Below are 22,902 nucleotides of genomic sequence, written 5' to 3' on the forward strand. Positions count from 1 at the left end.
ATGTCAAAGACAAATGCCCTTGTAGCTCAGTTGGTAGAGCACACCCTTGGTAAGGGTGAGGTCACGGATTCGAGTTCCGTCAAGGGCTCCATACCTATGCTGGAAAACGATCCGACACTTTGTGCGGGTCGTTTTCATTGAAACTTACAAAACCCCATTTTGGGATTGTAGGAGGACAAACACTCAATGGCTAAGCAAAAGTTCGAGCGGAACAAGCCCCACATCAACATTGGGACGATCGGCCACGTTGACCACGGCAAGACCACCTTGACCGCTGCCATCACCAAAACCATGGCACTCCGTGGTCGCGCTGAATTCCGCGCTTTCGATCAAATCGACAACGCTCCCGAAGAACGCGCTCGTGGGATTACGATTTCGATTTCGCACGTTGAATACGAAACCGAAAATCGGCACTATGCCCACGTGGACTGCCCAGGTCACGCCGACTATATCAAAAACATGATTACCGGTGCTGCCCAAATGGACGGTGCGATCTTGGTGGTTTCGGCCCCAGACGGCCCCATGCCCCAAACCCGCGAACACATCCTCTTGGCTGGCCAAGTCGAAGTGCCCGCGATGGTGGTCTTCTTGAACAAAGTCGACATGATGGACGACCCTGAGTTGCTCGAACTAGTCGAAATGGAATTGCGCGAGTTGCTGACCAAGTACGGCTTCCCGGGCGACGAAATTCCGATCGTGCGCGGCTCAGCGAAAGGCGCCTTGGATAGCGCATCAACCGATGCGAGCCAACCAGAGTATCAATCGATCCAAGAATTGATGCAAGCGGTTGACGACTATATCCCAACGCCAGAACGCGCGATTGACAAACCATTCTTGATGCCCATCGAAGACGTGTTCTCGATCAAAGGCCGTGGTACCGTGGTAACCGGACGGATCGAACGCGGGATCGTCAAGGTTGGCGATACGATTGAAATCATCGGGATGGGCCCAGACGTGCGCACCACCGCCGTAACGGGCGTGGAAATGTTCAAGAAGTTGCTGGACGAAGGTCGCGCAGGCGACAACGTGGGGGCACTCTTGCGCGGGATTGAACGGACGGACGTGGAACGCGGTCAAGTCTTGGCGAAACCAGGCTCGATCAAACCCCACACCAAGTTCAAAGCCGAAGTGTACGTGTTGAAGAAAGAAGAAGGTGGCCGCCACAGCCCATTCTTCAGTGGCTATCGCCCACAGTTTTACGTGCGAACAACGGACGTGACGGGTGCGATTGGCTTGCCCGAAGGCGTGGAAATGGTGATGCCAGGCGACAACATCCAAATGACGGTGGAGTTGATCGTTCCGGTTGCTATCGAACAAGGCTTGAAATTTGCGATTCGTGAAGGTGGCCGCACCGTGGGTGCTGGTATCGTGACCGAAATCATCGCATAAGCTAATGCTTTGAAAAAGCATAAACGCGATCAGCCGCTTGGTCTGGTCGCGTTTGTGCCTCAACCTGCGTCAGCAGCAGGCTAAGCATAACGAGACGGGGGCAACCCCGCATTATTATGTTTGGCACTGATTCACATCTACAGAGGTTTTATCATGGCAAAGAAAGAAAACCGGATTGTGATCACCTTGGCTTGTACTGAGTGTGGCGATCGCAATTACACAACGACCAAGAATCGCAAAAACGACACAAATCGTTTAGAATTGATGAAGTACTGCCCACGTTTGCGCAAACGCACCTTGCACCGCGAAACGAAGTAGTACCAGAAATTGCGCAAACGCGGTCGCGCCTAGCGCCCCGCAGCATTTCTATTTCATCAGGAGGTTGTGGTGGCCGTGGCAACAGAAGACAAAGAAGATTACAAACCGAATCCAATCGCCCAATTTTTCCGCGATGCGTTTTCGGAAATGCGCAAGGTCGTTTGGCCAAGCCGCGAGGAAACTCAACGCTTGACGCTAGTCGTGATTGGCATTTCGTTGTTGGTCGGGTCGATTCTAGCAGTCTTCGACTTGCTATTTGAAACGCTGGTGCGGATCATCCAATAAATACCGCCAAATGCGAGGCTCAGTATGTCTGACAACGAAAACGAAGCACAAAAAACGCTTGATCCCGAGGGTGTCCATTGGTACGTTATTCATACCTACTCAGGCTATGAAAACAAAGTGATGCAAAATCTCCGGCATCGGATTGAATCGATGGATATGCGGAACCAAATTTTCCGCGTCGTCGTGCCAACCGAAGAAGAGATTGAAATCAAAAATGGCCAGCGTCGGACTGTTCAAAAAAAGGTGTTTCCTGGCTATGTGCTGGTTCAAATGGCCATGACCGACGATTCGTGGTATGTGGTGCGTAATACACCAGGTGTCACCTCGTTTGTGGGCATGGGAACCAAGCCATCACCATTGGCCGATGAAGAAGTTCGCTTTATTCTGAAGCAAATGGAAGAAGAAGCACCCAAAGTCAAGGTCAACTACGAAATTGGCCAAACTGTCAAAATTACCGACGGCCCCTTCACCGACTTTGAAGGCGTGGTCGATGAGATTGACGAAGAACGGGGCCGCGTGCGCGTGCTTGTTTCGTTCTTTGGTCGTGAAGCACCAGTTGAGCTTGATTTCTTACAAGTTATCCGGGTTATCGAATAAACACCCGCGACACCTAGTTCGCGAAGGAGTCCCTTGTGGCAAAGAAAGTAACCGCAGTCGTAAAGTTGCAATTGCCTGCTGGTAAAGCAACGCCTGCACCACCTGTTGGTCCTGCACTTGGTGCAACTGGTATCAACATTATGGCGTTTTGTAAAGATTACAACGAAAAAACGTCAGCTCAAGTTGGCACGATTATTCCAGTTGAAATTACGGTTTATTCAGACCGCTCGTTTACCTACATTCTGAAAACCCCACCTGCTGCCGACTTGTTGCGCAAAGCTGCTGGGATTCAACGTGGCAGCGGCAAAACTGGCACTCAAGGTGCTGGCTCAATTACCCGCGCTCAATTGCGCCAATTGGCCGAAACCAAAATGCCTGATTTGAACGCCAACGATGTTGAAGCCGCCGAAAAAATTATCGCCGGTACCGCCCGCTCAATGGGGATTACAATCAAAGACTAAGTGAAAGTCAAAAGGCAAATATCAGAAGGCAAAACTTGCTGATAGCTGCTATCTGATGCATATTCACTTGTTTTTTGGATAAAGATCAAGCCAAAAATATATATTAAACGTTTTTATGTTTAATCTGATTTTTGACTTCTGACTTTTGATTTGATGTTGTGGCAGAAGCTTTGGCTTCGCTTAAGACCACAAGGAGCTAATTGTTCATGGCAAAGCAACACGGTAAAAAGTACCAAGCTGCTGCGGCAAAAGTAGAAGCTGATCGCTTGTACACGCCCGAAGAAGCTGCGGCTTTGGTCAAAGAAACCTCGTTCACCAATTTTGATGCAACCGTTGAAGTTCACTTGCGCTTGGGTATCGACCCTCGCCACGCCGACCAAACGGTTCGGAGCACCGCTTCATTGCCCCACGGTACCGGTAAAAACGTGCGCGTGTTGGTCTTCGCTCAAGGCGATACCGAAAACGTCGCTCGCAATGCTGGTGCTGATATTGTCGGCGGCGATGAGCTGATCCAACGCATCGAAAAAGAAAACTTCATCGATTTCGACGTCGCCGTTGCCACCCCCGACATGATGGGTAAGGTTGGTCGCTTGGGCCGGATTCTTGGCCGCCGCGGCTTGATGCCAAACCCTAAGAGCGGTACGGTTGTGCCACCAAGCGATTTGCCACAAGCTATCAAGGCTTTGCAAGGCGGTCGCGTCGAATTCCGCAACGATAAAACTGGTTTGTTGCACGTTGCCATCGGCAAGGTTAGCTTCAGCGCTGAGCAAATTCAAGAAAACTTGTTAGTTTTGTTGGATGCGATCAAAGCTGCAAAACCAAGCGGTTCAAAAGGTGTTTACATTCGCAGCATTACCCTGACCAGCACCATGGGTCCTGGGATTCCGCTCGATGTGAACATTGCGCAAGCAACCGCCTAATTGAATTCGTAAACCAGCGGGAATGGCTGCTGCCGTTCTCGCTGGTTTTGTTTTAGCCCTCAAGTTCAATCAACTAACACGCTGCAACAGGTCAATGCGCCCTCGGCTTTGGCTAGCTCGCTATTATCCAGCAAAATTAGTTGATAGCCCTGCTGGCGTAAACGTTCAGCAGTTGCCGGATACGCTTGTTCGTAGAGCAAACGCCCATCGTGCAGCTGCACCACATTCGCCGCATACTCCTCACGTGGGTCTACCTCGATCACCTGATATTCAGCAAATACCTGCCGATCAACCCATTGTGGATTGATCAAGACTGTGGTTTGATCAACGGCACAAACAGCGCTTTTGAGATGCAGGCACTGGCCCAATTCCACACCTTGAACGCGATAGCCAAATGGCGCGGTTAGCGTCTGCACTTGCTCAACCGCAGCTTGATTGCTACGGCTCGACAGCCCAATCCAGATGCTTTTGCCTAAAACAACCACATCGCCACCATCAAGCGTTGCTGGCTCGCTGAGCCAGGCCAATTGACGGTAGTTTTGTAGTACTGCGGCCATGGCTGCCAACTCTGGGCGCCGCGATTCAGCGCCAGGTCTGGTGATAATTGCTAGTTCTGGTAGCACGACGGCGGTATCTTCGACAAACACCGAATCAGCCAAATCTTCGGCTAAAGTAAGTTCAACGACCTGATAGCCATGAGCCGCAAGCGTAGTGCAGTAGCGATTATGCTGGCTCTGAGCATTGCTCAAATCAATCGGCAAACGTTCGAGGTGGGTTAGCTCACATGCTTGAATTGCCGGACTAACCGGACGGACAATTGCGGTTGGCATAAAAATTGCTATCCTTTTTGGCTACTTCAAAAGTCCACGTATGTACCACAGAAAGCCTTCACTTGGTGGTTTACCGTATAATAGCAATAGAATTACCTTGTTTGCCAGCACCCGTGTTGGCAAAGCACCAAACCTATGGAGGAATTGCGCCATGGAATTTCGCATGGGCATGTCGCCTGAGGCGCTAGCACAACAAGCCATGTCAACCAAAGCATCACCAGCTTTGATTGCATTAAACAATATGCTGGTGCTTTCAACCCACGAATTGCAACAATTGATCCAGCAAGAATTAGAGGAGAATCCAGCGCTTGAGAATGTCGATCTGGAGCCAGATGAAACATGCTCACGTTGTGGTCGGCCTTTGATCGAAATGCTCTGTTTATATTGCGTTCACGAAGACCAACGCTTGGCCGAAGCTGAACGTAGCGATTACACCGCCGCTGGCGAGGAAGATGAATTTGATCCATTAATGATGGTGGCTACGCCAGCCCAGTTGAGCGAAGTGTTGCTACGTGATTTGCGAGCCTCGCTGCCAGAACAAGATTATTTTATTGCTGAATATTTGGTTGGCTGCTTGGATGAGCAGGGCTTTCTCGATGCCAATACCGTCGATATTGCCGCAACGCTCACGATTGACGAAGAACGGGTGATTGCGGTATTGCTCAAGCTGCAAGATATCGCCCCAGTCGGCGTCGGCGCGCGCACGGTGCAAGAATGTTTGTTGTTGCAATTGCGGCGCTTGGCCGAAGAAGATGTGCAACATCCCTATGTTGAGCGCGTGATCACTGAGTTTTGGAACGATTTGGCTGAACATCGCTATGGCGCAATCGCCCAAGCCTTGAATGCAGAATATGATGATGTGGTCGAAGTGCGCGAGTTTATTCGCGAACATTTGCGGCCCTATCCCCTAGCGCTCAGCGGCGAAGGCTCAGCCCGCACCAACTACATCATGCCCGATGTGATTATTCGCGAGAACGAAGGCAAGCTCGAAGCAGAAGTGCTGATGTCGGATCGCAGCTTCCTACGCATCAATCCGCTGTATCAATCGTTGGCCAAACGTGGCCGCGAAGCAGAAGCTGAAATGTCTTCAGAAGAGCGCGATCACCTTAGTCAATATGTTGCGCGTGCTCAAATGTTCCTGACCAACATTCGCCAACGCCGCGAAACCATTCGTCGGATTAGCGAATTTTTGATTGAGACCCAAGAAGATTTCTTGCGTCAAGGCGTGCGCTTCTTGCGTCCAATGACGCGGGCCGAGGTTGCCGATGGCATTAGCGTCCACGAATCGACGGTGAGCCGCGCAACCGCCAATAAATATGTGCAATTGCCCAATCGCTCGGTGATTCCATTTAGCCATTTCTTCACCGCCTCGTTGAACGTCAAAGATGTGCTGTTGGAATTGGTGCAAAACGAAACCCGCCCATTGACCGACCAAGAATTGGTTGAATTGCTCTCAGAGCGTGGTTTTGATGTGGCGCGCCGCACGATTGCTAAGTATCGCAATCAACTGAATATTTTGCCTTCGACCTTGCGCTAAACCTTCAAGAAAGGCTGTTGTGATGCGACGTTGGCGAATCTGGCTCGAATGGTTGCTCGCTGCTGGGTTAAGTTTGCTGATTACGCGGTTGGTATTGCTCTTATTTGCTGCCAACCCCGCTCAGCCGTTTACCCAACTGATTCTTTGGTTGAGCCAAGCCTTGGTTTGGCCCTTTGCATGGCTCGACGCAGCGCAGCCGCAAACGGGCGTGCGCTTTGAGCGTGGCACATTCTTGCTTATAGTGCTGGGAATGCTTGGAACTGGCATTTGGCAATTGAAGCAAGCACGGAGAAGCACCCATGGATTGGAGTAACTTTTTCAGGGCTGTTGGTTGGACGATTGCAATTGCCGGGGGCTTGGGCTTGCTTGGCCTAGCCCTCATTTGGTATCGGCTCAAACGCCTGAATGTGCCCGAAGGCGCATCGTATCGCGAAACTATGATGCGCGTTCCCTTAAGCTTGGTGATTGTGCTCGATCTACTTGATTTGGCCTTTGACGTGTTTGCAGCGCCAATTTCGTGGTTGGTGCTCAGTCACTTCAACTTGCAGGGATTGCGCCGCGTTAGCGTGGTTGAGGCCCTAATTCCAGGTACTCAGGTGATTCCTTGGATGACGGTTAGTTGGTTTGCAGTGCGGTTGTTCGATCGCCATTCGCAACCAGATGAAAGTGTTGAGCCATGAGCGACGAGGCCACTTTGAAGATTAGCCTAATCATGAATCCTGCTTCGGGCACGTCTGAGCAAGGCGCTTTGCTGCGCGAAACGCTGGCCCCAATGAGCGGTGTCACAATTCTCACGACCGATGCTGCTGGCGATGGTGAGCGTTTGGCCCGCCAAGCGGTGGCCGCTGGAGCCGAATTAGTTGTTGCTGCTGGCGGCGATGGCACGATCAACGAGATCGTTAAAGGCCTGCTAGAAGCTGAACGGCGCGTGCCGCTGGGTGTGATCCCGCTGGGCACGGGTAATGATCTTGCTCGCACCTTGGCCTTGCCCACTGATCCGCTCGAAGCTTGGAAATTGATTTTGGTTGGCGAGCGGCGCAAACTTGATGTGATTGAGATTCGCACGCCGCGCGAATTGCATTATGCGCTGAATGTCTCTGCTGGTGGTTTTAGCGGCCAACTCAACGAAGCGTTATCGGGCGAGGTCAAGTCTACTTGGGGGCCGTTAGCTTACTTGCGCGGAGCTTTGGGGGTTTTGCCCGATCTAACGACCTATCGCACTACAATTCAATATGATGATGCAGCGCCTGAGCAGGTAGATGCGCTGAACATTATTATTGCCAATGGCCGTACAGCGGCGGCTGGCGTGCAAGTTGCACCCTTGGCCAACCCCGAAGATGGCTTGCTCGATGTGGTGATTGTGCATTATGGCTCGCTGTTGAACTTGGTTGGAGCGGCGGCACGCTTATTGGTCAATGGCAATTATCTGAATAGCGAGTTGGTCGAATTGCGCCGCGCCAAAAAAGTCCAAGTTGTTTCTGAGCCAGAAATTTGGTTCAACGCCGATGGCGAATTGATAACTAACGAGCCAATTGTGTTCAGCGTGCTGCCCAAAGCCTTGGAAGTGGTTGTGGGTGCTGAATATCAGGCCGAGATTCAGAAGGACGAGGGATAAGGGTCAGAACATAGAGCATAGAACATAGAACATAGGCTTTTGGCTAGCGGAATAGTGGGGGCAATCGGCGGACGACTCGAACTACCGACCCCCAGCCCCTAGACCCTAAACCCTCAATAGCAAGGAGATTCTGATGAGTGATGATTTACGTGATGAACTACGCGAATTAGCTGGCTATCGCAATGAAGAAAGCGATGTTTTGGGCGTGTTCAACGCCGATGAAGTTGAAAATCTGCAAGATTTTACGATTACTGATATTGAGCAAGGCGAAACTGAAGCCTACAGCGATTTGGACGAGCCGCTGGAATCATACGACGAATTGACTGGCGAGAACTTACGCGAAGGCGAAACCGACGATCCCATGGAAGCGATCCAAGAAGGGCTAAGTTATGTGCCGCCAGTTGATGATCCGCTAGATTTCGACGATGCTGAATAAGAACGAGGCTATTGGCTGTTGACGCTTGAAGTTTATGAGCAACCCAAAACTATAGCGATAGCCAATAGCCTCGCTTTTCCGTAGCTCTGTGTTAAATTGCTCATAGATATAGTTGCCATCTGATCTTCTGACCCATAATCCTCTGATCCTCGATTCCCAAAACCTCGATTCTCTGTGCTACTTCTTGGATTATTCATCCTTCTGGTTTATTCGTGCGTAGTCTCAAGCGGCATAACTTGCTAAGATCATGCTTAAAAAGCATTGAGAGCCTAGAGTTTCAATGGCATAATAAAAAGACATGATCGATAGCTGGGGGATTGGTGTTAACATAAGGATGAATTGCTCATGGATGTTTTTGCAACTAGGCGCTTTAATTTTTCGGCTTCGCACCGCTATTGGCGCGAGGAATGGAGCCAAGAGCAAAATGAGGCGGTCTTTGGCAAATGCACCAATCGCTATGGTCATGGCCATAACTACGAGTTGTTTGTGACCGTCGCTGGTGCTGTTGATCCGATCACTGGCATGGTTATGAATATGGTTGAGTTGAAGCGCTTGGTCACAACGGTTTTAGACCAATTTGATCATAAACATCTGAATGAAGATACCCCCTACTTTCGTGAGATAATCCCCACAACCGAAAATTTGGTGCAAGTTTTGTGGGGCCAGATCGAGCCGCAATTACCCAAAGGAGTTCGTTTAGCCAAATTACGCTTGTACGAAAATAACGATTTGTATGCTGAATATTTTGGTCAGCAACAGCGCGCCACATTCAACCGGCGCTATGAGTTTTCGGCAGCGCATCGCTTGCATGCGCAACAGTTATCCGATGAAGCAAACCGCGATTTATATGGCAAGTGCAATAATCCCAATGGCCATGGCCATAATTATCAGCTGGAAGTGACGGTTGATGGCCTGATCGATGCCCAAACTGGCATGGTGATCGATTTGGTCGATATGGATCGGCGCGTGCAGAGTGTGCTTGACGACTGGGATCATCGCCATCTTGATTATCAGGTTGCCGAATTTGCCGAACAGCCTTCGACCGCTGAAAATATTGTGGTTGTGCTGTGGCAACGGCTCGAAGCGTTGTTTGGCTCACAATTAAAACATTTGCGGCTGTGGGAAACTGCCAATAATGTGTTTGACTACCCATTGAGCCACAATTAAGCTTAAGCCTGAACGCTGGACGAGGTTCTGGAACTACTACTAACAAAGGATTAATCAGATGACGCTTATTTATTCTGGCAATGGACTCAATAGCAACTCAGCCCCAGCTGTGCGCGAAGATATGGAAGCAGCAGTCAAAACAATTATCGAGGGTCTCGGCGAAGATGTTGAACGCGAGGGTTTGCAACGCACTCCGCATCGGGTTGCTAAAATGTTTACCGAGCTTACGGCTGGCTATCGCACTGATCCGGTTGCCTTGATTAACGAGGCAATCTTTACAGTTGATTATAACGAGATGGTTTTGGTGCGCGATATTGAGTTTTCATCGCTCTGTGAGCATCATATGTTGCCATTTTGGGGCAAAGCCCACGTTGCCTATATTCCCAATGGTAAGGTGATTGGGCTTTCGAAAATTCCGCGCATTGTCGATATGTTTGCCAAACGCTTGCAAGTGCAAGAGCGGCTTACCCGCGAGATTGCCGATTTTGTCGCTGAAGCGATCGGTGCTAGCGGTGTGGCGGTCGTGGTTCATGGCGCGCATATGTGCTCGATGATTCGCGGCGTTAAAAAAGCTAATGCTCGCATGGTGACCCAATCGCTGCAAGGTGTGTTTAAGACCGATCCCCAAATTCGGGCTGAATTTATGGGTCATATTACGGCGAATTATTCCGATGAGTAAAACAATTCTCATTACTGGCGCAGGGCGTGGCATTGGGAGGGCGATTGCTTTGGCCTGTGCCGCCCAGAATCAGCTGATTTTGCTGGCTCGCAGCGAAACCGAGCTGCAAGCAGTGGCCGCCGAAATTCATGCTGCTGGCGGGACGGCGCAGGTTGTGGCTGGCAATGCCAGCGATCCGGTGATTGTGCAGCAAGCGATTGATTTGGCTCAGCAAGTAGGCCAAGGCCAAATTGATGCGTTGATTTTGGCTGCTGGTGTGGCCCATGTGGCCGACGTTGGCGCGTTGAGTTTGCAGCAATGGCAGCAATCATTGGATGTAAATTTGACTGCCAGCTTTGTGGTCTGTCAAGCTGCTTTGCCCTACCTCAAGCCTGGCAGCCAGATCATTGCGATTTCGTCGATTGCTGGCAAGAGTGGTTTTCCTGGTTGGTCGGCCTATTCAGCCAGCAAATTTGGCTTGATGGGCTTTTTGCAGGCCTTGCGCGAGGAGCTACGCCCGCAATCAGTGCGGGTGACGGCGGTTGTTTCGGCGGCAGTTGATACAGCATTGTGGAATGATGTGGCTGGCAGCTGGAACCGCCAGAATATGTTGCAAGCCAGCGAAGTTGCCAACACCATCGCGCATATTCTGAGCCAACCAAGCCATGTGCTGATCGATGAGATCAGCATTGGCCATGTTGTTGGCAAATTGTAGCCAACAAAAAACCGAGGCGGTAAATGCCGCCTCGGCTTACTCTGGAAGTCCCAGATTGAGAATGGTCGAGCATCAAACTGAAAGGCTACGATGTGCGATGGTAGTGCGATGTCGAGTGCAATGAGCTAGAATGGTGCGACAACGTGCTAGAATGTCGTGCTGCAATGGAGTAGTGCGATGAGTGCTGCAACGAGTTTGGTTGGTGCGACGATGTGCAATGATGTATACTGCGACGATATTAGATTGCTTGGCGACTACAATGTTCAGTTCGATTACTCTGGATGTATCATACCAAGCTTATTCCAGTGATTCAATCAAGCGACAGTCCATAGCTTGATAGCACCTCGCTTCCCCCATATGTGTCATCAAAAATTTTTAATAAATCACCCATTTAAGTTGAAATTTAAACACTTCGATTGATATGCTGCCTATTTTCGTCATTTAAGCTACTAATAGAGCAGAATTTCGTCATTTGCTGTGCGAATGCTCTTAAACAGAGGGGGGATGTAGCTATAAAGTACTATTGTGACTCGTAAAGTTTGAGCTATTTTTGATCCACGAAGAGCACGAAGGACACGAAGGGCTGAAACCGCGAAGAACGCGAAGAGCACGAACATGGGCTATTGGCTATTGGATGTTCCAACTCATCCCCGATAGCCCAAAGCCTATAGCCTATAGCCATCTCTTCTTTGCGCTAAATCCCAATTTCCGACCCCCGATCCCCGACCCCTGACCACTAGCTCCTACCCACTTTGACAGTAGTGGCACAGACTTGTATCCTTAGGTGAACTTTGTTTATTTTCAAAACGATCGATACGATCAGGAGTTAAATTAAATGAGTAAGCCAACGATTGTTGTCCTTGAGGGCGATCAAACGGGGCAAGAACTGCTTGAAGAAAGTCTGCGCGTGCTTGATCCTGCCGTGACAGGCGTTGAGATTGAATTGAAGCGCTACGATCTGAGCCTCGAATCGCGTCGAGCGACCAATAATCAAATTGTGTTGGAAGCAGCTCAAGCGATGAAAGAAGCTGGCTTTGGCTTAAAGGCCGCCACGATCACTCCAGAAAAAGCTGGCGATGTTGGTAGCCCCAACGCAATTCTGCGCGAACAAATCAATGGCACGGTGATTGTGCGAACTGGCCGTCGAATTCCAGGTGTGCGCCCAGTTGGCGGTGCCTATGCCCCAATCTCGGTCATTCGCATGGCCGTTGACGATGCCTATGGTGCTAAAGAATGGCGCGAAGGCGAAGGCGATAACGAAATTGCCTATCGCACCGAAAAAATTACCCGTGGCACGTGTCGCGCTGTTTCTGAATATGCCTTTATGCATGCTCGGCGCATGAAAGCTAAAGTTTTTGGCGGCCCCAAATATACCGTTAGCCCAGTCTACGAAGGCATGCTCAAGGAAGAAATGGACGCAGCAGCCAAGCGCTATGCTGATGTGCGCTACGAGCCACAATTGATCGATGCAACCTATGCCTTGCTGCTGACCAACTCTGGCGATCCAATGGTTATACCAGCGCTCAACCGCGATGGCGACTGCTTGAGCGACTTGGTTTTGCAAATGTTCGGCACGATTGCTGGCGCTGAATCATTGCTTTTGGCCTTCGACAAAGATTTCAAGGTGAATGTTGTGATGGCCGAAGCGCCACACGGTACGGCTCCCAGCTTGGAAGGCAAAAATGTTGCTAATCCAATGGCTATGATTTTGGCCTCGGCTGCCTTGCTTGATTACATTGATACGCCGCAAGCCAATATGGCTGCCCGCGCGATCAGTGAAGCCACCTTGGAAGCGGTGTACGATGGCGTGCGCACCGCCGATTTGGGCGGCCACACCACCACCACCGATTTCACCGACGAAGTGATTCGCCGGGTCAAAACCAAGATGGAAGTTTGGCCATCGCTCGGTAACTAAGCTGCTTGCCAGCAATTGATCACTTCGAAAGCACACTGCAACGGCGGAGTGTGCTTTTATTGTCTCTGGGGATCGGTTGTTGGGGTTCGGGGATCGGTTTTGATCTAAGAAGGATACAAAGAGCACGAAACATTATTTTTTTAGCCACGAATTCCACGAATTACACGAACAATCTTCCGTTAGCTCAAAGCCATTAGCCCATAACCCTGTTCTATGCTCTGTGTTCTTATAAAGCACGATTTTCTAGCCACGAATTGCACGAATTGAACGAACCATTAGTCAAAAGCCATTCGTTCTCTGCGCCTTTGCGTTAGAGTTGTAGCCCTAGATCTTTTGTTTTGTTCTATTTGTGATCTAGTGAGCATCTTGAAGAGCTTTTTTAAGCAGATCGGAAATTTCTAGTTGAGCAGCCCAATATTCCAAATATGAATGATCAAGCTGGTCTGCTTGAACCTTGATAATTGATTTCACATCTCGCCATTGCTGATCGGATACGCCTTGTGCCATGCTATACCATTCAAGTTTTGCCAGAATAATATCTTCGGCGGTCGTAATACATGTACCAATTGCTGTTTCATTCGTTAGCTGCTCGTAGACTCGGCGATTAAATTGGCTTTGCTCGAAAGGTCTATGGGTGGGGAGGAAAATATCTATCTTAAATCCTGTAGCCAAATGAATAATGTTAAAAGTTGACCTAAAAGAAGGTGTATCTTGATAATAATTGACTGTATTAATCGCCATTTCTATTTCGGATTCTTGAATATAAAATTCTTTTTGAAGATGGTAAAGTAACATTGGAATATGTTGTTTATTAATTTTGGCAATGATATCAACATCCTGAGTTGTACGGTATTCGCCATAGATAATTGATGCAAACGATCCTCCAACGAAATATTCAATCAATAAATTCATCAAATATCTCAGCAATATACGTCATAATATCTAAAGGGCTATTCAATGATCTCATTATTACACCATTGCTCGATTGAGCCATATACTTTATTTGCTAGTTCATAACCTAGTTTAATATCAAAGAAACGGCGTTGTAATTCGCGATTACTCGCATCAGGGAAGCGTTTACGCAACCCATAGAACGCTAGTCGATCACGGGTTTGATTGAGTTGCTCTGCCAAACGTAATTTCTCAACAATGCTCATTGATCGTAGGATGTTAATTTGGATTTCCTCGGCTTTGCTGCTGGTATCAAGCGAAAGTTGGCTCATAAGCTACAATCCTTTTTGGAATATGGCCATCCTAGAACTTTTGATAAGCGATTCAGAAAAACTCTGCGAAGCATAGTATGGCTATGCTTCGCAGGTATTGGTTGCTCGTTACTTTGCGCCGAGGGCTTGCAGGGTATCGTTCAACAAATTGATGCCTTCATCAACTTGATCTTTGGTGAGCACCAATGGCGGACAGAAGCGGATGGTCGATTTGCCACAGGTCAACAGTAACATGCCACGGCGGAACGATTCTTCCATCACGGCGTTGGAAAGCTCGCCATGGGGATCTTTGTTGACGTTATCCTTGATGAATTCCATGCCGATCATCAAGCCGCGTCCGCGCACGTCGCCGATACATTCGTAGCGATCTTCGAGTTCGTGCAGACGTTGCTTGAAGTAGCCACCAACCTCGTTGGCATTGGCCATTAATTCTTCTTCGGCAAGGCATAAGGTTTCGTAGACGGCACGCATTGCCAAGGCGTTGCCACCATAGGTATTGCCGTGTGCGCCTGGTTTCCAAACGCTGCTAATTTCTTTGCGGGCGATCATCGCGCCAACTGGCACGCCTGAGCCAATGCCTTTGGCGCTGGTGATGATGTCGGGTACAACGCCTTCGTATTCAACTGCCCACATTTTGCCAGTGCGGCCAACGCCGCTTTGCACTTCATCGGCGATCAACAAAATGCCGTGACGATCGCAGAGTTCGCGTAAGCCTTGCCAGAAGCCTGGAGCTGGCACGACATAGCCGCCTTCGCCTTGAATTGGCTCAACGATGATTGCCGCTACATCTTCTGCTGGCGTGGTGGTGGTAAACAAGGTCTTTTCGATGAAATCCAAACAGATTTCGGCAACTCGTTCTGGCTCAACGCCCCATGGTGTGCGATAGGGGTTGGGATAGAAGGCGTGGAATACACCAGGCATTAAGGGGAAGAAGCCTTTGCGTTGATACGGCTTCGAGGCAGTTACCGACAAGCTGCCATACGAGCGACCATGGAATGAGCTATAGAAGCCAATAATATTTTGGCGTTTGGTGTAATAACGCGCCAATTTGATTGCTGCTTCGACTGATTCGGTGCCGCTATTCGCAAAAAAGACTTGCCACTCGCCTGAGCCAGGCATCAATGAGGTTAATTTTTCGGCGGCCTTAACCATTGGCTCATTATAAAAATCCGTCCCAGCCATATGGATAAACTTCGCCACCTGATCTTGCAGGGCGCTTACGAGGCGTGGATGACTGTGGCCAGTTGATACGACCGCAATCCCTGCATTTAAATCGAGGTAGCGATTACCATCAACATCCCACACTTCAGAACCAAGGCCACGTTCCATCACAAAAGGATAGACACGCCCACTACATGGGGCCATTACCGCCGTATCGCGATCAACTAGGGCAGTTGCGCGGGGACCAGGAATCGTCGTCAGCAGATCAGTCACGGGGAACTCCTTAAACAGGTTGATAGGCGACATTGCCAAAATACCCATCCTTGGCACAGTGATCGGTATTATGCTCATTCTATCCGAGCCATTCTAGTGCGTCAAAGGTAAATCAAAAGTCAATATGGGGAAAGAGCATAGAGCATAGAACATAGAACATAGAGATGCCAAATTGGTTGCTGAGGCTGAGGATAACGAATTAAAACCGCGAAGAACGCGAAGAGCGCTAAGATTTAGATGAGAGTACATTGTTTGGATTGCCACCGAATTTATAGAATGGCTGAATCTACACTTCGTGTTCTTCGTGCTCTTAGCGGTTTCGTACCTTCCTTATGTTCTATGCTCTCTGTTCTCTGTTCTGTTTAGTTTTGACGAAACATCCAAAGCCTGCTATAATCTCGCTTCGGTACAAGAAATACCACCGTAGACAGCAGGTGCGTTCGCGCTTAATGATGCCAAGCATCGCCCGCCGAGGTAGCTGATAGATTCTTTGTAATCTTCCACACATTTGTGTGCTACTGCCTCTGCGTGTCTTGACACTCAGGGCTTTTTTATTTGCCTGTGAAAGGAGGTGAACGGAATGCCAACACAAGCTAAGGTTGCAACCGTTGCCGAATTAACCGAACGCCTAAACCGCGCTCAAATGCTTTTAGTTGCCGACTATCGCGGCTTGACAGTTGCCGAATTGAGCGAGCTTCGCAAGAAAGTTCGTGAAAAAGGCGGCGAGGTGATTATTGCTAAAAACACCTTGACCCGCTTGGCAGCACGCGAAGCAGGTAAAACTGACATTGAAGAATTTTTGGGTGGCCCAACCGCGCTGGCATTTTCATACGATGATATTCCAGGCGTTGCCAAGGCAATTGACGATTTCTTCAAAGCTTCGAAGAAAGACATCAAGATCAAAGGCGGGCTCGTCGGTACCTCAAAAATCACTGGCGCAGATGTCGAACGGGTGGCCAAAATGCCAACCCGCGACGATAGCTTGGCCAAGATCTTGGGCGGTATCAACGCTCCAGCAAGCCGCATTGTCGGTGGCTTGAAGGGTGTTATGCGCAATATTGCCTACATCCTCGGCGCACACGCACAAAAAGGTGCTGAAGGCTAAATCGCATTCGTTCGGCGAATCGCCTAGCCTTTTCGCCAATCAACCTTGAAATTCGTATTTTATTGCTTTGGAGGCAATTACACTCATGGCTTCAGAAAAAGTAACTGCATTGTTGGAAGAACTCAAAGGCTTGACCTTGGTCGAAGCTGCTGAATTGGCTAAAGAAATGGAAGAAGTATTCGGCGTTTCAGCTGCTGCTCCAGTGATGGTTGCTGGTGGCGCTGCTGCTGGTGGCGATGCTCCAGCTGCTGCTGCTGAAGAACAAACCGAATTCACCGTTATCTTGAAAGGCGCTCCAGCCGACAAGAAAATCGCGATCATCAAAGCCGTTCGCGAAGTTGTCGCTGGCTTGGGCTTGAAAGAAGCCAAAGATTTGGTCGAAGGCGCACCAAAACCAATCAAAGAAGGTGTCAGCAAAGAAGAAGCCGAAGCTGCCAAGGCTGCTTTGGCCGCTGCTGGCGCAGAAATCGAAATCAAGTAAGTTTTTTACTTGGCTTTCAGCCGACGTTTGGGGGTTTCTCCCCTCAAACGTCGGTTTTTTTGTTAATTGCCACCACTAAGCCTGCTATTCTGCCAAAATTGGATTAAACTGAGGAGAAGAGTTTTTTCAGCTGTGAGTTGACATGCTTGTTGTTGTCCAACTAATCAAAACGCGCTGGACTGTGCCCCACGGCCAACGTCCACCGCAGTTGTGTCAAGGTACACCTGAACGGTTAAGTGTGATGCCCCTGCCACCGACTGGTTTTGTGCAAGGCGCTGTGCTGCATCATACCGAGTTTGATGAAACCAATGCCTACACCCGCCCAACTCGGGCTAATCTGCGTACCTATAGCGATTTGCGCCACCTGTATCATAATGGCTTAGGTTTGCGCCTCAACTCGTTGCCCCAACTTGAGGTGCTGTTGCGCTTGCCCGAACAAACCACCTCAACCACGATTATGCAGTTGGCAATTGGCGAATGGGGCCAGCTAAGCTATAAAACCCGCTTTGGCTTGGAACGTGAGGCGACTTACACAAAATATACCTTCAATATCACCTACCGCGCCTACCTCGACCCCTTTGTTTTTATGCGTGGCAATCCAACCCACACGCTTCACTTGCCTTTGGAGCATAGCCCATGAGCCTTGAGTATCTGTTAATTGGCGCACTAACCCGCGATCTGACTGCGACCGGCTGGAAACAAGGCGGCACTGGCACGTTTGCCGCGCGGGCATTAGCCTCGTGGGGAGTGGCACCCACGATCATCACTCCAGCTCAAACCAAGATCATCTTTGATTTGCCAAGTAACTGCACCGTGTTGCGTTTACCAAGCAGCGCCACCGCCACCTTTGAAAATCGTTATCAGGGCGATGCTCGTACTCAATGGCTGCATGCTGCGCCCACAACCTTGGATTGGGCAGCGCTTGGGCCATATTGGCGCACAGCCCGCTTGGTGCATCTTGCGCCCTTAGCCCAAGAACTCACCGCCATTCCGCCGCGCAGCCTATTTCCCCACGCTTTGATTGGCTTAACAGCTCAGGGTTGGCTCAGGCATTGGGATAGCACTGGTCGAATTCAGCCTAAACGTTGGCAACCAACCCCAACTGAGCTAGCCCAAATTGATGCCTTGGTGGTCAGCGATGAAGATGTTGGTGGCAAGCTTGAGCTGGTTGCCAGTTGGGCCAAGGCTTGTGGCTTGGTGGCGATGACCCAAGGTTCGCGTGGCGCAACCATCTGGATCAATGGTGAGGCCCAGCATGTGGCGGCTTATCCGGTGCAGGTGAGCGACCCAACCGGGGCTGGTGATGTTTGGGCAGCGGCATGGTTTTGGCGGATACAGCAAGGCGCTTCACCGTTGCAAGCAGCAGATTGGGCCTGCCAACAAGCAGCCTTGCAGATTAGCGGCCAATTGGGCTAAGTTGCCAGCCCCGCTTCCACTGAATGCGGGCGAGGAAAGTTTAAAGTATTGGATTGATTAATAAAGGGTGGATGTTGACAGCTTGAATTTTAGGGGGGCAGGGGGATTAAAGCCCCCTGCGTTTCCCACCTTGAGGCGGGACGGAAGGGTGGTGATCATCAATGATCGTTGACAACCTACCCTTGAAAGCAGAGGGCTGCAAATATCTTTTAGCGCAATACAATCACTTCGACTTCAACTTGCACATCGCGAGGCAAGCGCGCCACTTGCACGGTTGAGCGCGCTGGTGGATTTTCGGGGAAGTATTCGCCATAAATTGCATTGACGGTTGCAAAGTCGTTCATATCGGCCAAGAAAATCGTGGTTTTGACCACTTTTTCCAAGCTGGTGCCAGCTGCCGTCAGCAAGGCGCGAATATTTTCCATCACTTGGCGGGTTTGGGCGCTCACATCGCCCTCGATAACTTGGCCAGTCGCGGGGTCAAGCGGAATTTGGCCTGAGCAGAACAATAATCCATCAATGGCAATTGCTTGTGAGTATGGGCCAATTGCGGCTGGTGCGTTGGGCGTGCTGATAACTTCACGGGTCATGTAAAACTCCTTGATCGCTACTTATTCAATCGAAATTGCTTGAAAATGCTCAAGTTGGGGCTGACCACGGGAGAGGGTGATGGCGATGGCATCGATGCGATATTCACCAAGCCATGGGGTTTGAGCTTGCTCAAGCACTTGCAAGTAGGCTTGCATCAATTGGGCTAAACGCTGGCGTTTTTTGAGGGTCAATGATTCTGCTGCACTGCCATGGGCTGCGCCGCGGCGGGTGCGAACTTCAATAATCACCAAGGTTGTCTGATCGTAGGCGATCAAATCGATTTCGCCCCAACGACAGCGCCAACCGCTGGTAATGAGTTGATAGCCTAATTGCTGAAGGTAGGCGGCAGCGTAGTGTTCGCCCCACTGCCCAAGTGCTTTACGATCATCGGCCATGCTTGCTCCCCCTAAAATAGCAAGCGGACACGCGCCGTTGCGTGTCCTGAATGGTCAGTGTCGATTAGTCGCGTTTAACGGCGAAGGCGCTCCAGCCAGCGAATTTGGCTTGGCTATCGAGTTCTTCTTCGATCCGTAGCAACTGGTTATATTTGGCGACCCGATCGGTACGGGCTGGCGCGCCGGTTTTGATTTGGCCAGCGTTGGTTGCAACGACCAAATCGGCAACGGTTACGTCTTCGCTTTCGCCTGAACGGTGGCTGACAATTGCCGTCCAGCCAGCTCGTTGGGCGGTTTGAATCGCATCGAGCGTTTCGGTCAAAGTCCCAATTTGGTTGAGCTTGATCAAAATGCTGTTGGCTGCGTTTTCTTTGATTGCGCGGTTGAGGCGTTCGACGTTGGTCACCAACAAATCGTCGCCAACCAACTGCACCCGATCGCCGATGCGCTGGCGCAACAACGACCAAGCACCCCAATCATCTTCGTGCAAGCCATCTTCGATTGAAATGATTGGATATTTGTTGACCAGGTTTTCCCAGTAACCAACCATTTCTTCTGAGCTAAGCTTGCGGCCTTCGCGGGCCAAGTTGTAGATGCCGTTTTCGTAGATTTCGCTACATGCTGGGTCGAGCGCCAACATAATATCTTTGCCTGGGGTATAGCCAGCTTTTTGAATTGCATCGACAATAACTTCAAGCGCAGCTTCGTTTGATGGCAATGATGGAGCAAAACCGCCTTCATCGCCAGTATTGGTGGCCAAACCTCGGTCGTGGAGCACTTTTTTGAGGGTGTGATAAATTTCTGCACCCCAGCGCAACGCTTCGCGGAACGATGGCGCGCCAACTGGCATCACCATAAACTCTTGGAAGTCGGTGCTATCTTGGGCATGCTTGCCACCATTCAAGATGTTCATCATTGGAACTGGCAAGGTATGGCCAAAAACGCCGCCAAGGTAGCGATAGAGTGGCAAACCAATTGACAATGCGCCAGCTTTGGCGGTAGCCAATGAAACTCCTAAGATTGCATTAGCGCCAAGTTTGCCTTTATTGTTAGTGCCATCAAGCTCAATCAAGGTCTTGTCAAGCGTAATTTGATCAAGCGCCTCTAAGCCTTCGATGGCTTCAGCAATATCTTCATTGACATGCTTTACAGCTTTGAGCACGCCTTTGCCGCCGTAGCGGTTTTTGTCGCCGTCGCGCAGTTCAACTGCTTCGTGTGCGCCAGTTGAAGCGCCCGAAGGAACAATTGCGCGGGCAAGCGTGCCATCTTCCAAACCGATTTCAACTTCAACGGTCGGGTTGCCTCGGCTATCGAGAACTTCGCGACCGCGAACGTGCGTAATGAGTGCCATATTGAGAAGCCTCCTCAAGGGACACGAATCTTTATGGCCCCATCATACCACGCTCTGTCTATTTGCTGGGTAGCGGTTTCGCGACCTATCGAGCAAGGATAAAGGATAAATTATGAGGGATGAAGGATGAAGACGTATAGACAAAAGGCAAAATGGGGAGCAGAACAGAGAGCAAAGAACATCGAACATAGGAGACAGGGATCAGGGGTTAGTTGTCAGGATTCAGGCAGTTGGCAATCCACGATAATCATAACAATCTGTGGCAAAAAATTTAACCTTCGTGCCCTTCGTATCCTTCGTGGATCAAAACTGGCCCCTGAATCCTAACCCCTTGTCCCTTCGCGTTCTTCGTACCCTTCGTGGTTTCAGTCGAGCTCTTCCTACGCCACAACGACTGTTTCAACTCCATCCAAAAAGCCATTCAGATCGGTAATGCGCACGCGCCCAACATGCGGTGCTGCCAGCGAGGCTGCTTTGACGACCGAGGTATAGCTTGGATCGAATGCACCTTGTTTAATGTAGCGATCACATTGGCGGCCAGAAATGCCACTGATTCGTCGCCCCGCAGCATACACGCCTGGGGTTTGCACAATATAGGTTAATTGATCAGCTGAAAGTGCCGAGGCGATCATCTGGGCGGCGGTATCGGCGTTGAGCAATTTGACCGCACCGGTTGCACTTTCCATGGCAAGTGGCGCCAGCACTGGCAACCAAGCCTGCTCCAATAAATAGTGCAATACCTCGAAGCGCACAATCGGCTCATCGCTTTTGGGCAACAAATACATCAACTCCAAATCTGAGCCACATAAGCCAATTGCTTGGAGATGATGTTGGGTGAGGGCTGCAACCAAGCGTGGATTGATGCCACCACGCAGTGCCATGGCGGCAATTTCAGCTGCTGCCGGATGGTTCGTTCCACCGATAGCGTTCAAGACGCGCGGCAAAATGCTGCCACCACCATGAATTAAAACCACTTGATCGTTGATGCTGCTTAAGGCGCTAATTAATGTTTGCAGTGAATCAGCGTGATCCACTTCGTAGCCGCTAATTTTGATTACATGCGTCATTTCTGGTTGTCCCCATCTGTGTTGTGCTCAATTGTAACGAGGGGGACTAGCAAACAATAGGATTAAAGATGACGAAGCGCTGACAGTTTATGCAAGGTTGCAGTTTAGGGCTTGGAAAACCTGATTGCGATTAGGAAAACCATTGGTCGAACCTTTGACCCCAATTTTGCTCGCAGCAACATATTGACCAACGTTTAGTGCTTGCTGCGGTGGTAAATCGCTGGCTAAACCTGCAATAAAACCTGCACAAAACGCATCGCCAGCGCCAGTCTTATCGACTACCGAGCCAAGGTTGAAGGCTGGTTGATATTCAATGTACTTGGTTGATCTTACGCCAAGGGTGGCGCCATGTTTGCCATGAGTTGCTACAACAAGCTCCACATCAAATTCTCGCCATAGTACATGGATAAATTCATGGCTATGCATGGCTAACTGTTCGCTGCTAAGCAGTACGATAGAGGCCGCTTGGAGAAAATCGCGGTGGTAATCATCAATATTAACCAATGCTTGAACATCGACAATCACATGTTTGCCAGCATCATGTGCTGCTTGGGCTACATAGCGACACCAATGTTGGGTTGCGCAATATACCCATTGGCTTTGGGCAAAAATAGTTGACAATGCGGTTTCGGGGTAACGATAGTGATGCACTTGCTTGGGATCGTTGATGCACTGACGATTGCCTTCGTGATCAATTAATACTACTGTTCTTGACGTTGTTTGCCAATCACGCCGAATATATTGCGCGGCTAAGCCTTTGGTTTGAGCGATTTGTACTACAAGCTCGGCCAGATGATCTGTGCCAACAACGCTAGCAAAATGGACAGCATGACCAAGTGCAGTTAAGCCAACCGCAACATTGGTGGCCGCACCACCAATATCGTCGTTAATGCCATCGAAGCGAAACAGTGTATCGCCCAAGGCAAGCGGAAATTGCTCAATTGAAACGCTCGTATCCAGATTTAAATCACCAAAAACAACGATTGATTGTTGCAT

The 22,902-nt window shown here is 49.9% G+C and carries 28 protein-coding genes, 1 tRNA gene and 1 other annotated feature; of the genes, 20 read left to right on the forward strand and 9 right to left on the reverse strand.

The features are described from left to right. Positions 1-15: 15 nt before the first annotated feature. The 7 genes from SE18_RS22525 to rplA all read left to right on the forward strand — a co-directional run bounded on the left by SE18_RS22525 (position 16) and on the right by rplA (position 3,970). Positions 16-91 (forward strand) — tRNA-Thr (locus SE18_RS22525). A 95-nt stretch (positions 92-186) separates the two neighbouring features. Continuing rightward, positions 187-1,389 (forward strand): elongation factor Tu, encoded by a 1,203-nt coding sequence (gene tuf / locus SE18_RS22530; RefSeq protein WP_054535852.1) that lies wholly within the window; start codon positions 187-189, stop codon positions 1,387-1,389. 153 nt (positions 1,390-1,542) lie between these two features. Continuing rightward, entirely contained in the window at positions 1,543-1,707 is a 165-nt protein-coding gene (rpmG, locus tag SE18_RS22535) for a 50S ribosomal protein L33 (RefSeq protein WP_041303786.1), read from the forward strand. 69 nt (positions 1,708-1,776) lie between these two features. Next, positions 1,777-1,992, forward strand: coding sequence for a preprotein translocase subunit SecE (gene secE / locus SE18_RS22540; protein ID WP_236706941.1), 216 nt, complete (start codon positions 1,777-1,779; stop codon positions 1,990-1,992). A 24-nt stretch (positions 1,993-2,016) separates the two neighbouring features. Continuing rightward, complete coding sequence (nusG, locus tag SE18_RS22545) at positions 2,017-2,589, forward strand: transcription termination/antitermination protein NusG (RefSeq protein WP_054536724.1); 573 nt, start codon at positions 2,017-2,019, stop codon at positions 2,587-2,589. A 35-nt stretch (positions 2,590-2,624) separates the two neighbouring features. Continuing rightward, positions 2,625-3,050 (forward strand): 50S ribosomal protein L11, encoded by a 426-nt coding sequence (gene rplK, locus SE18_RS22550; protein WP_054536725.1) that lies wholly within the window; start codon positions 2,625-2,627, stop codon positions 3,048-3,050. Positions 3,051-3,256: 206 nt separating this feature from the next. After that, entirely contained in the window at positions 3,257-3,970 is a 714-nt protein-coding gene (gene rplA, locus SE18_RS22555; protein WP_054536726.1) for a 50S ribosomal protein L1, read from the forward strand. Between the two features lie 65 nt (positions 3,971-4,035). On the opposite strand, the gene SE18_RS22560 is transcribed toward rplA, so the two are convergent. After that, the gene (locus tag SE18_RS22560) at positions 4,036-4,800 is read right to left on the reverse strand and encodes a dimethylarginine dimethylaminohydrolase family protein (protein ID WP_054536727.1); all 765 of its coding nucleotides are present in this window, start codon (positions 4,798-4,800) and stop codon (positions 4,036-4,038) included. A 151-nt stretch (positions 4,801-4,951) separates the two neighbouring features. Between SE18_RS22560 and rpoN the strand changes: the two genes are divergently transcribed. The 9 genes from rpoN (at position 4,952) to SE18_RS22605 (ending at position 12,843) form a co-directional block, all read left to right on the forward strand. Beyond that, positions 4,952-6,337: an RNA polymerase factor sigma-54 gene (gene rpoN / locus SE18_RS22565; protein ID WP_054536728.1), complete on the forward strand. Its 1,386-nt coding sequence runs from the start codon at positions 4,952-4,954 to the stop codon at positions 6,335-6,337. Positions 6,338-6,359: 22 nt separating this feature from the next. After that, positions 6,360-6,650, forward strand: a complete 291-nt coding sequence (locus SE18_RS22570) for a hypothetical protein (RefSeq protein ID WP_054536729.1) — start codon at positions 6,360-6,362, stop codon at positions 6,648-6,650. Beyond that, positions 6,637-7,017 carry a hypothetical protein gene (locus SE18_RS22575; RefSeq protein WP_054536730.1) on the forward strand — a complete coding sequence of 127 codons (381 nt, stop codon included), beginning with the start codon at positions 6,637-6,639 and terminating at the stop codon, positions 7,015-7,017. Before SE18_RS22570 ends, SE18_RS22575 begins: the two co-directional genes overlap by 14 nt. Beyond that, the gene (locus SE18_RS22580; protein ID WP_054536731.1) at positions 7,014-7,952 is read left to right on the forward strand and encodes a diacylglycerol/lipid kinase family protein; all 939 of its coding nucleotides are present in this window, start codon (positions 7,014-7,016) and stop codon (positions 7,950-7,952) included. Before SE18_RS22575 ends, SE18_RS22580 begins: the two co-directional genes overlap by 4 nt. Before the next feature lie 133 nt (positions 7,953-8,085). Continuing rightward, a complete protein-coding gene (locus tag SE18_RS22585) occupies positions 8,086-8,388 on the forward strand; it encodes a hypothetical protein (RefSeq protein ID WP_054536732.1) in 303 nt (100 codons plus the stop codon). Between the two features lie 345 nt (positions 8,389-8,733). Next, the gene (locus tag SE18_RS22590; protein WP_054536733.1) at positions 8,734-9,555 is read left to right on the forward strand and encodes a 6-carboxytetrahydropterin synthase; all 822 of its coding nucleotides are present in this window, start codon (positions 8,734-8,736) and stop codon (positions 9,553-9,555) included. A gap of 58 nt (positions 9,556-9,613) precedes the next feature. After that, positions 9,614-10,234 carry a GTP cyclohydrolase I FolE gene (gene folE, locus SE18_RS22595; protein WP_054536734.1) on the forward strand — a complete coding sequence of 207 codons (621 nt, stop codon included), beginning with the start codon at positions 9,614-9,616 and terminating at the stop codon, positions 10,232-10,234. After that, the gene (locus tag SE18_RS22600) at positions 10,227-10,928 is read left to right on the forward strand and encodes an SDR family oxidoreductase (protein ID WP_054536735.1); all 702 of its coding nucleotides are present in this window, start codon (positions 10,227-10,229) and stop codon (positions 10,926-10,928) included. Before folE ends, SE18_RS22600 begins: the two co-directional genes overlap by 8 nt. Before the next feature lie 835 nt (positions 10,929-11,763). Further along, positions 11,764-12,843: an isocitrate/isopropylmalate family dehydrogenase gene (locus tag SE18_RS22605; protein ID WP_054536736.1), complete on the forward strand. Its 1,080-nt coding sequence runs from the start codon at positions 11,764-11,766 to the stop codon at positions 12,841-12,843. A gap of 354 nt (positions 12,844-13,197) precedes the next feature. On the opposite strand, the gene SE18_RS22610 is transcribed toward SE18_RS22605, so the two are convergent. From SE18_RS22610 to SE18_RS22620, 3 genes are all read right to left on the reverse strand, one after another. After that, positions 13,198-13,755, reverse strand: coding sequence for a hypothetical protein (locus SE18_RS22610; RefSeq protein WP_054536737.1), 558 nt, complete (start codon positions 13,753-13,755; stop codon positions 13,198-13,200). A gap of 38 nt (positions 13,756-13,793) precedes the next feature. Further along, positions 13,794-14,066, reverse strand: a complete 273-nt coding sequence (locus SE18_RS22615) for a hypothetical protein (RefSeq protein ID WP_054536738.1) — start codon at positions 14,064-14,066, stop codon at positions 13,794-13,796. Positions 14,067-14,174: 108 nt separating this feature from the next. Then, entirely contained in the window at positions 14,175-15,533 is a 1,359-nt protein-coding gene (locus SE18_RS22620) for an acetyl ornithine aminotransferase family protein (protein ID WP_054536904.1), read from the reverse strand. Between the two features lie 370 nt (positions 15,534-15,903). Beyond that, positions 15,904-16,062: a sequence feature (ribosomal protein L10 leader region), on the forward strand. Positions 16,063-16,080: 18 nt separating this feature from the next. Here SE18_RS22620 and rplJ point away from each other — a divergent pair. From rplJ to SE18_RS22640, 4 genes are all read left to right on the forward strand, one after another. Then, the gene (rplJ, locus tag SE18_RS22625; protein ID WP_054536739.1) at positions 16,081-16,605 is read left to right on the forward strand and encodes a 50S ribosomal protein L10; all 525 of its coding nucleotides are present in this window, start codon (positions 16,081-16,083) and stop codon (positions 16,603-16,605) included. Between the two features lie 85 nt (positions 16,606-16,690). Then, on the forward strand, positions 16,691-17,086 hold the full coding sequence (gene rplL, locus SE18_RS22630; RefSeq protein WP_054536740.1) for a 50S ribosomal protein L7/L12: 396 nt from the start codon (positions 16,691-16,693) through the stop codon (positions 17,084-17,086). Positions 17,087-17,228: 142 nt separating this feature from the next. Then, on the forward strand, positions 17,229-17,726 hold the full coding sequence (locus SE18_RS22635; RefSeq protein WP_054536741.1) for a hypothetical protein: 498 nt from the start codon (positions 17,229-17,231) through the stop codon (positions 17,724-17,726). Next, positions 17,723-18,502, forward strand: a complete 780-nt coding sequence (locus tag SE18_RS22640; RefSeq protein WP_054536742.1) for a PfkB family carbohydrate kinase — start codon at positions 17,723-17,725, stop codon at positions 18,500-18,502. Before SE18_RS22635 ends, SE18_RS22640 begins: the two co-directional genes overlap by 4 nt. Before the next feature lie 209 nt (positions 18,503-18,711). Here the strand turns inward: SE18_RS22640 and SE18_RS22645 are convergent, their stop codons facing one another. The 5 genes from SE18_RS22645 to SE18_RS22665 all read right to left on the reverse strand — a co-directional run bounded on the left by SE18_RS22645 (position 18,712) and on the right by SE18_RS22665 (position 22,902). Beyond that, positions 18,712-19,092 (reverse strand): RidA family protein, encoded by a 381-nt coding sequence (locus tag SE18_RS22645; RefSeq protein ID WP_054536743.1) that lies wholly within the window; start codon positions 19,090-19,092, stop codon positions 18,712-18,714. A 21-nt stretch (positions 19,093-19,113) separates the two neighbouring features. Next, positions 19,114-19,488, reverse strand: coding sequence for a YraN family protein (locus SE18_RS22650; RefSeq protein WP_054536744.1), 375 nt, complete (start codon positions 19,486-19,488; stop codon positions 19,114-19,116). A 64-nt stretch (positions 19,489-19,552) separates the two neighbouring features. Then, positions 19,553-20,839 (reverse strand): phosphopyruvate hydratase, encoded by a 1,287-nt coding sequence (gene eno, locus SE18_RS22655; protein WP_054536745.1) that lies wholly within the window; start codon positions 20,837-20,839, stop codon positions 19,553-19,555. 380 nt (positions 20,840-21,219) lie between these two features. Beyond that, on the reverse strand, positions 21,220-21,906 hold the full coding sequence (locus tag SE18_RS22660) for an amino acid kinase family protein (RefSeq protein ID WP_054536746.1): 687 nt from the start codon (positions 21,904-21,906) through the stop codon (positions 21,220-21,222). Between the two features lie 87 nt (positions 21,907-21,993). Beyond that, positions 21,994-22,902, reverse strand: a complete 909-nt coding sequence (locus SE18_RS22665) for a carbohydrate kinase family protein (RefSeq protein ID WP_054536747.1) — start codon at positions 22,900-22,902, stop codon at positions 21,994-21,996.

The sequence above is a fragment of the Herpetosiphon geysericola genome (assembly GCF_001306135.1).
GTDB classification, from domain to species: domain Bacteria; phylum Chloroflexota; class Chloroflexia; order Chloroflexales; family Herpetosiphonaceae; genus Herpetosiphon; species Herpetosiphon geysericola.

What these genes read in the sequence shown, in the direction of transcription:
- SE18_RS22600 (WP_054536735.1), top strand. Translation starts at nt 10,227, where the DNA reads ATGAGTAAAACAATTCTCATTACTGGCGCAGGGCGTGGCATTGGGAGG.
- SE18_RS22580 (WP_054536731.1), top strand. Translation starts at nt 7,014, where the DNA reads ATGAGCGACGAGGCCACTTTGAAGATTAGCCTAATCATGAATCCTGCT.
- folE (WP_054536734.1), top strand. Translation starts at nt 9,614, where the DNA reads ATGACGCTTATTTATTCTGGCAATGGACTCAATAGCAACTCAGCCCCA.
- SE18_RS22640 (WP_054536742.1), top strand. Translation starts at nt 17,723, where the DNA reads ATGAGCCTTGAGTATCTGTTAATTGGCGCACTAACCCGCGATCTGACT.
- SE18_RS22590 (WP_054536733.1), top strand. Translation starts at nt 8,734, where the DNA reads ATGGATGTTTTTGCAACTAGGCGCTTTAATTTTTCGGCTTCGCACCGC.
- SE18_RS22610 (WP_054536737.1), bottom strand. Translation starts at nt 13,755, where the DNA reads ATGAATTTATTGATTGAATATTTCGTTGGAGGATCGTTTGCATCAATT.
- SE18_RS22575 (WP_054536730.1), top strand. Translation starts at nt 6,637, where the DNA reads ATGGATTGGAGTAACTTTTTCAGGGCTGTTGGTTGGACGATTGCAATT.
- SE18_RS22615 (WP_054536738.1), bottom strand. Translation starts at nt 14,066, where the DNA reads ATGAGCCAACTTTCGCTTGATACCAGCAGCAAAGCCGAGGAAATCCAA.
- SE18_RS22620 (WP_054536904.1), bottom strand. Translation starts at nt 15,533, where the DNA reads ATGTCGCCTATCAACCTGTTTAAGGAGTTCCCCGTGACTGATCTGCTG.
- tuf (WP_054535852.1), top strand. Translation starts at nt 187, where the DNA reads ATGGCTAAGCAAAAGTTCGAGCGGAACAAGCCCCACATCAACATTGGG.
- SE18_RS22585 (WP_054536732.1), top strand. Translation starts at nt 8,086, where the DNA reads ATGAGTGATGATTTACGTGATGAACTACGCGAATTAGCTGGCTATCGC.
- SE18_RS22560 (WP_054536727.1), bottom strand. Translation starts at nt 4,800, where the DNA reads ATGCCAACCGCAATTGTCCGTCCGGTTAGTCCGGCAATTCAAGCATGT.
- SE18_RS22635 (WP_054536741.1), top strand. Translation starts at nt 17,229, where the DNA reads ATGCTTGTTGTTGTCCAACTAATCAAAACGCGCTGGACTGTGCCCCAC.
- rpoN (WP_054536728.1), top strand. Translation starts at nt 4,952, where the DNA reads ATGGAATTTCGCATGGGCATGTCGCCTGAGGCGCTAGCACAACAAGCC.
- rplL (WP_054536740.1), top strand. Translation starts at nt 16,691, where the DNA reads ATGGCTTCAGAAAAAGTAACTGCATTGTTGGAAGAACTCAAAGGCTTG.
- SE18_RS22650 (WP_054536744.1), bottom strand. Translation starts at nt 19,488, where the DNA reads ATGGCCGATGATCGTAAAGCACTTGGGCAGTGGGGCGAACACTACGCT.
- SE18_RS22570 (WP_054536729.1), top strand. Translation starts at nt 6,360, where the DNA reads ATGCGACGTTGGCGAATCTGGCTCGAATGGTTGCTCGCTGCTGGGTTA.
- nusG (WP_054536724.1), top strand. Translation starts at nt 2,017, where the DNA reads ATGTCTGACAACGAAAACGAAGCACAAAAAACGCTTGATCCCGAGGGT.
- SE18_RS22645 (WP_054536743.1), bottom strand. Translation starts at nt 19,092, where the DNA reads ATGACCCGTGAAGTTATCAGCACGCCCAACGCACCAGCCGCAATTGGC.
- rpmG (WP_041303786.1), top strand. Translation starts at nt 1,543, where the DNA reads ATGGCAAAGAAAGAAAACCGGATTGTGATCACCTTGGCTTGTACTGAG.
- SE18_RS22605 (WP_054536736.1), top strand. Translation starts at nt 11,764, where the DNA reads ATGAGTAAGCCAACGATTGTTGTCCTTGAGGGCGATCAAACGGGGCAA.
- rplJ (WP_054536739.1), top strand. Translation starts at nt 16,081, where the DNA reads ATGCCAACACAAGCTAAGGTTGCAACCGTTGCCGAATTAACCGAACGC.
- SE18_RS22665 (WP_054536747.1), bottom strand. Translation starts at nt 22,902, where the DNA reads ATGCAACAATCAATCGTTGTTTTTGGTGATTTAAATCTGGATACGAGC.
- SE18_RS22660 (WP_054536746.1), bottom strand. Translation starts at nt 21,906, where the DNA reads ATGACGCATGTAATCAAAATTAGCGGCTACGAAGTGGATCACGCTGAT.
- eno (WP_054536745.1), bottom strand. Translation starts at nt 20,839, where the DNA reads ATGGCACTCATTACGCACGTTCGCGGTCGCGAAGTTCTCGATAGCCGA.
- rplA (WP_054536726.1), top strand. Translation starts at nt 3,257, where the DNA reads ATGGCAAAGCAACACGGTAAAAAGTACCAAGCTGCTGCGGCAAAAGTA.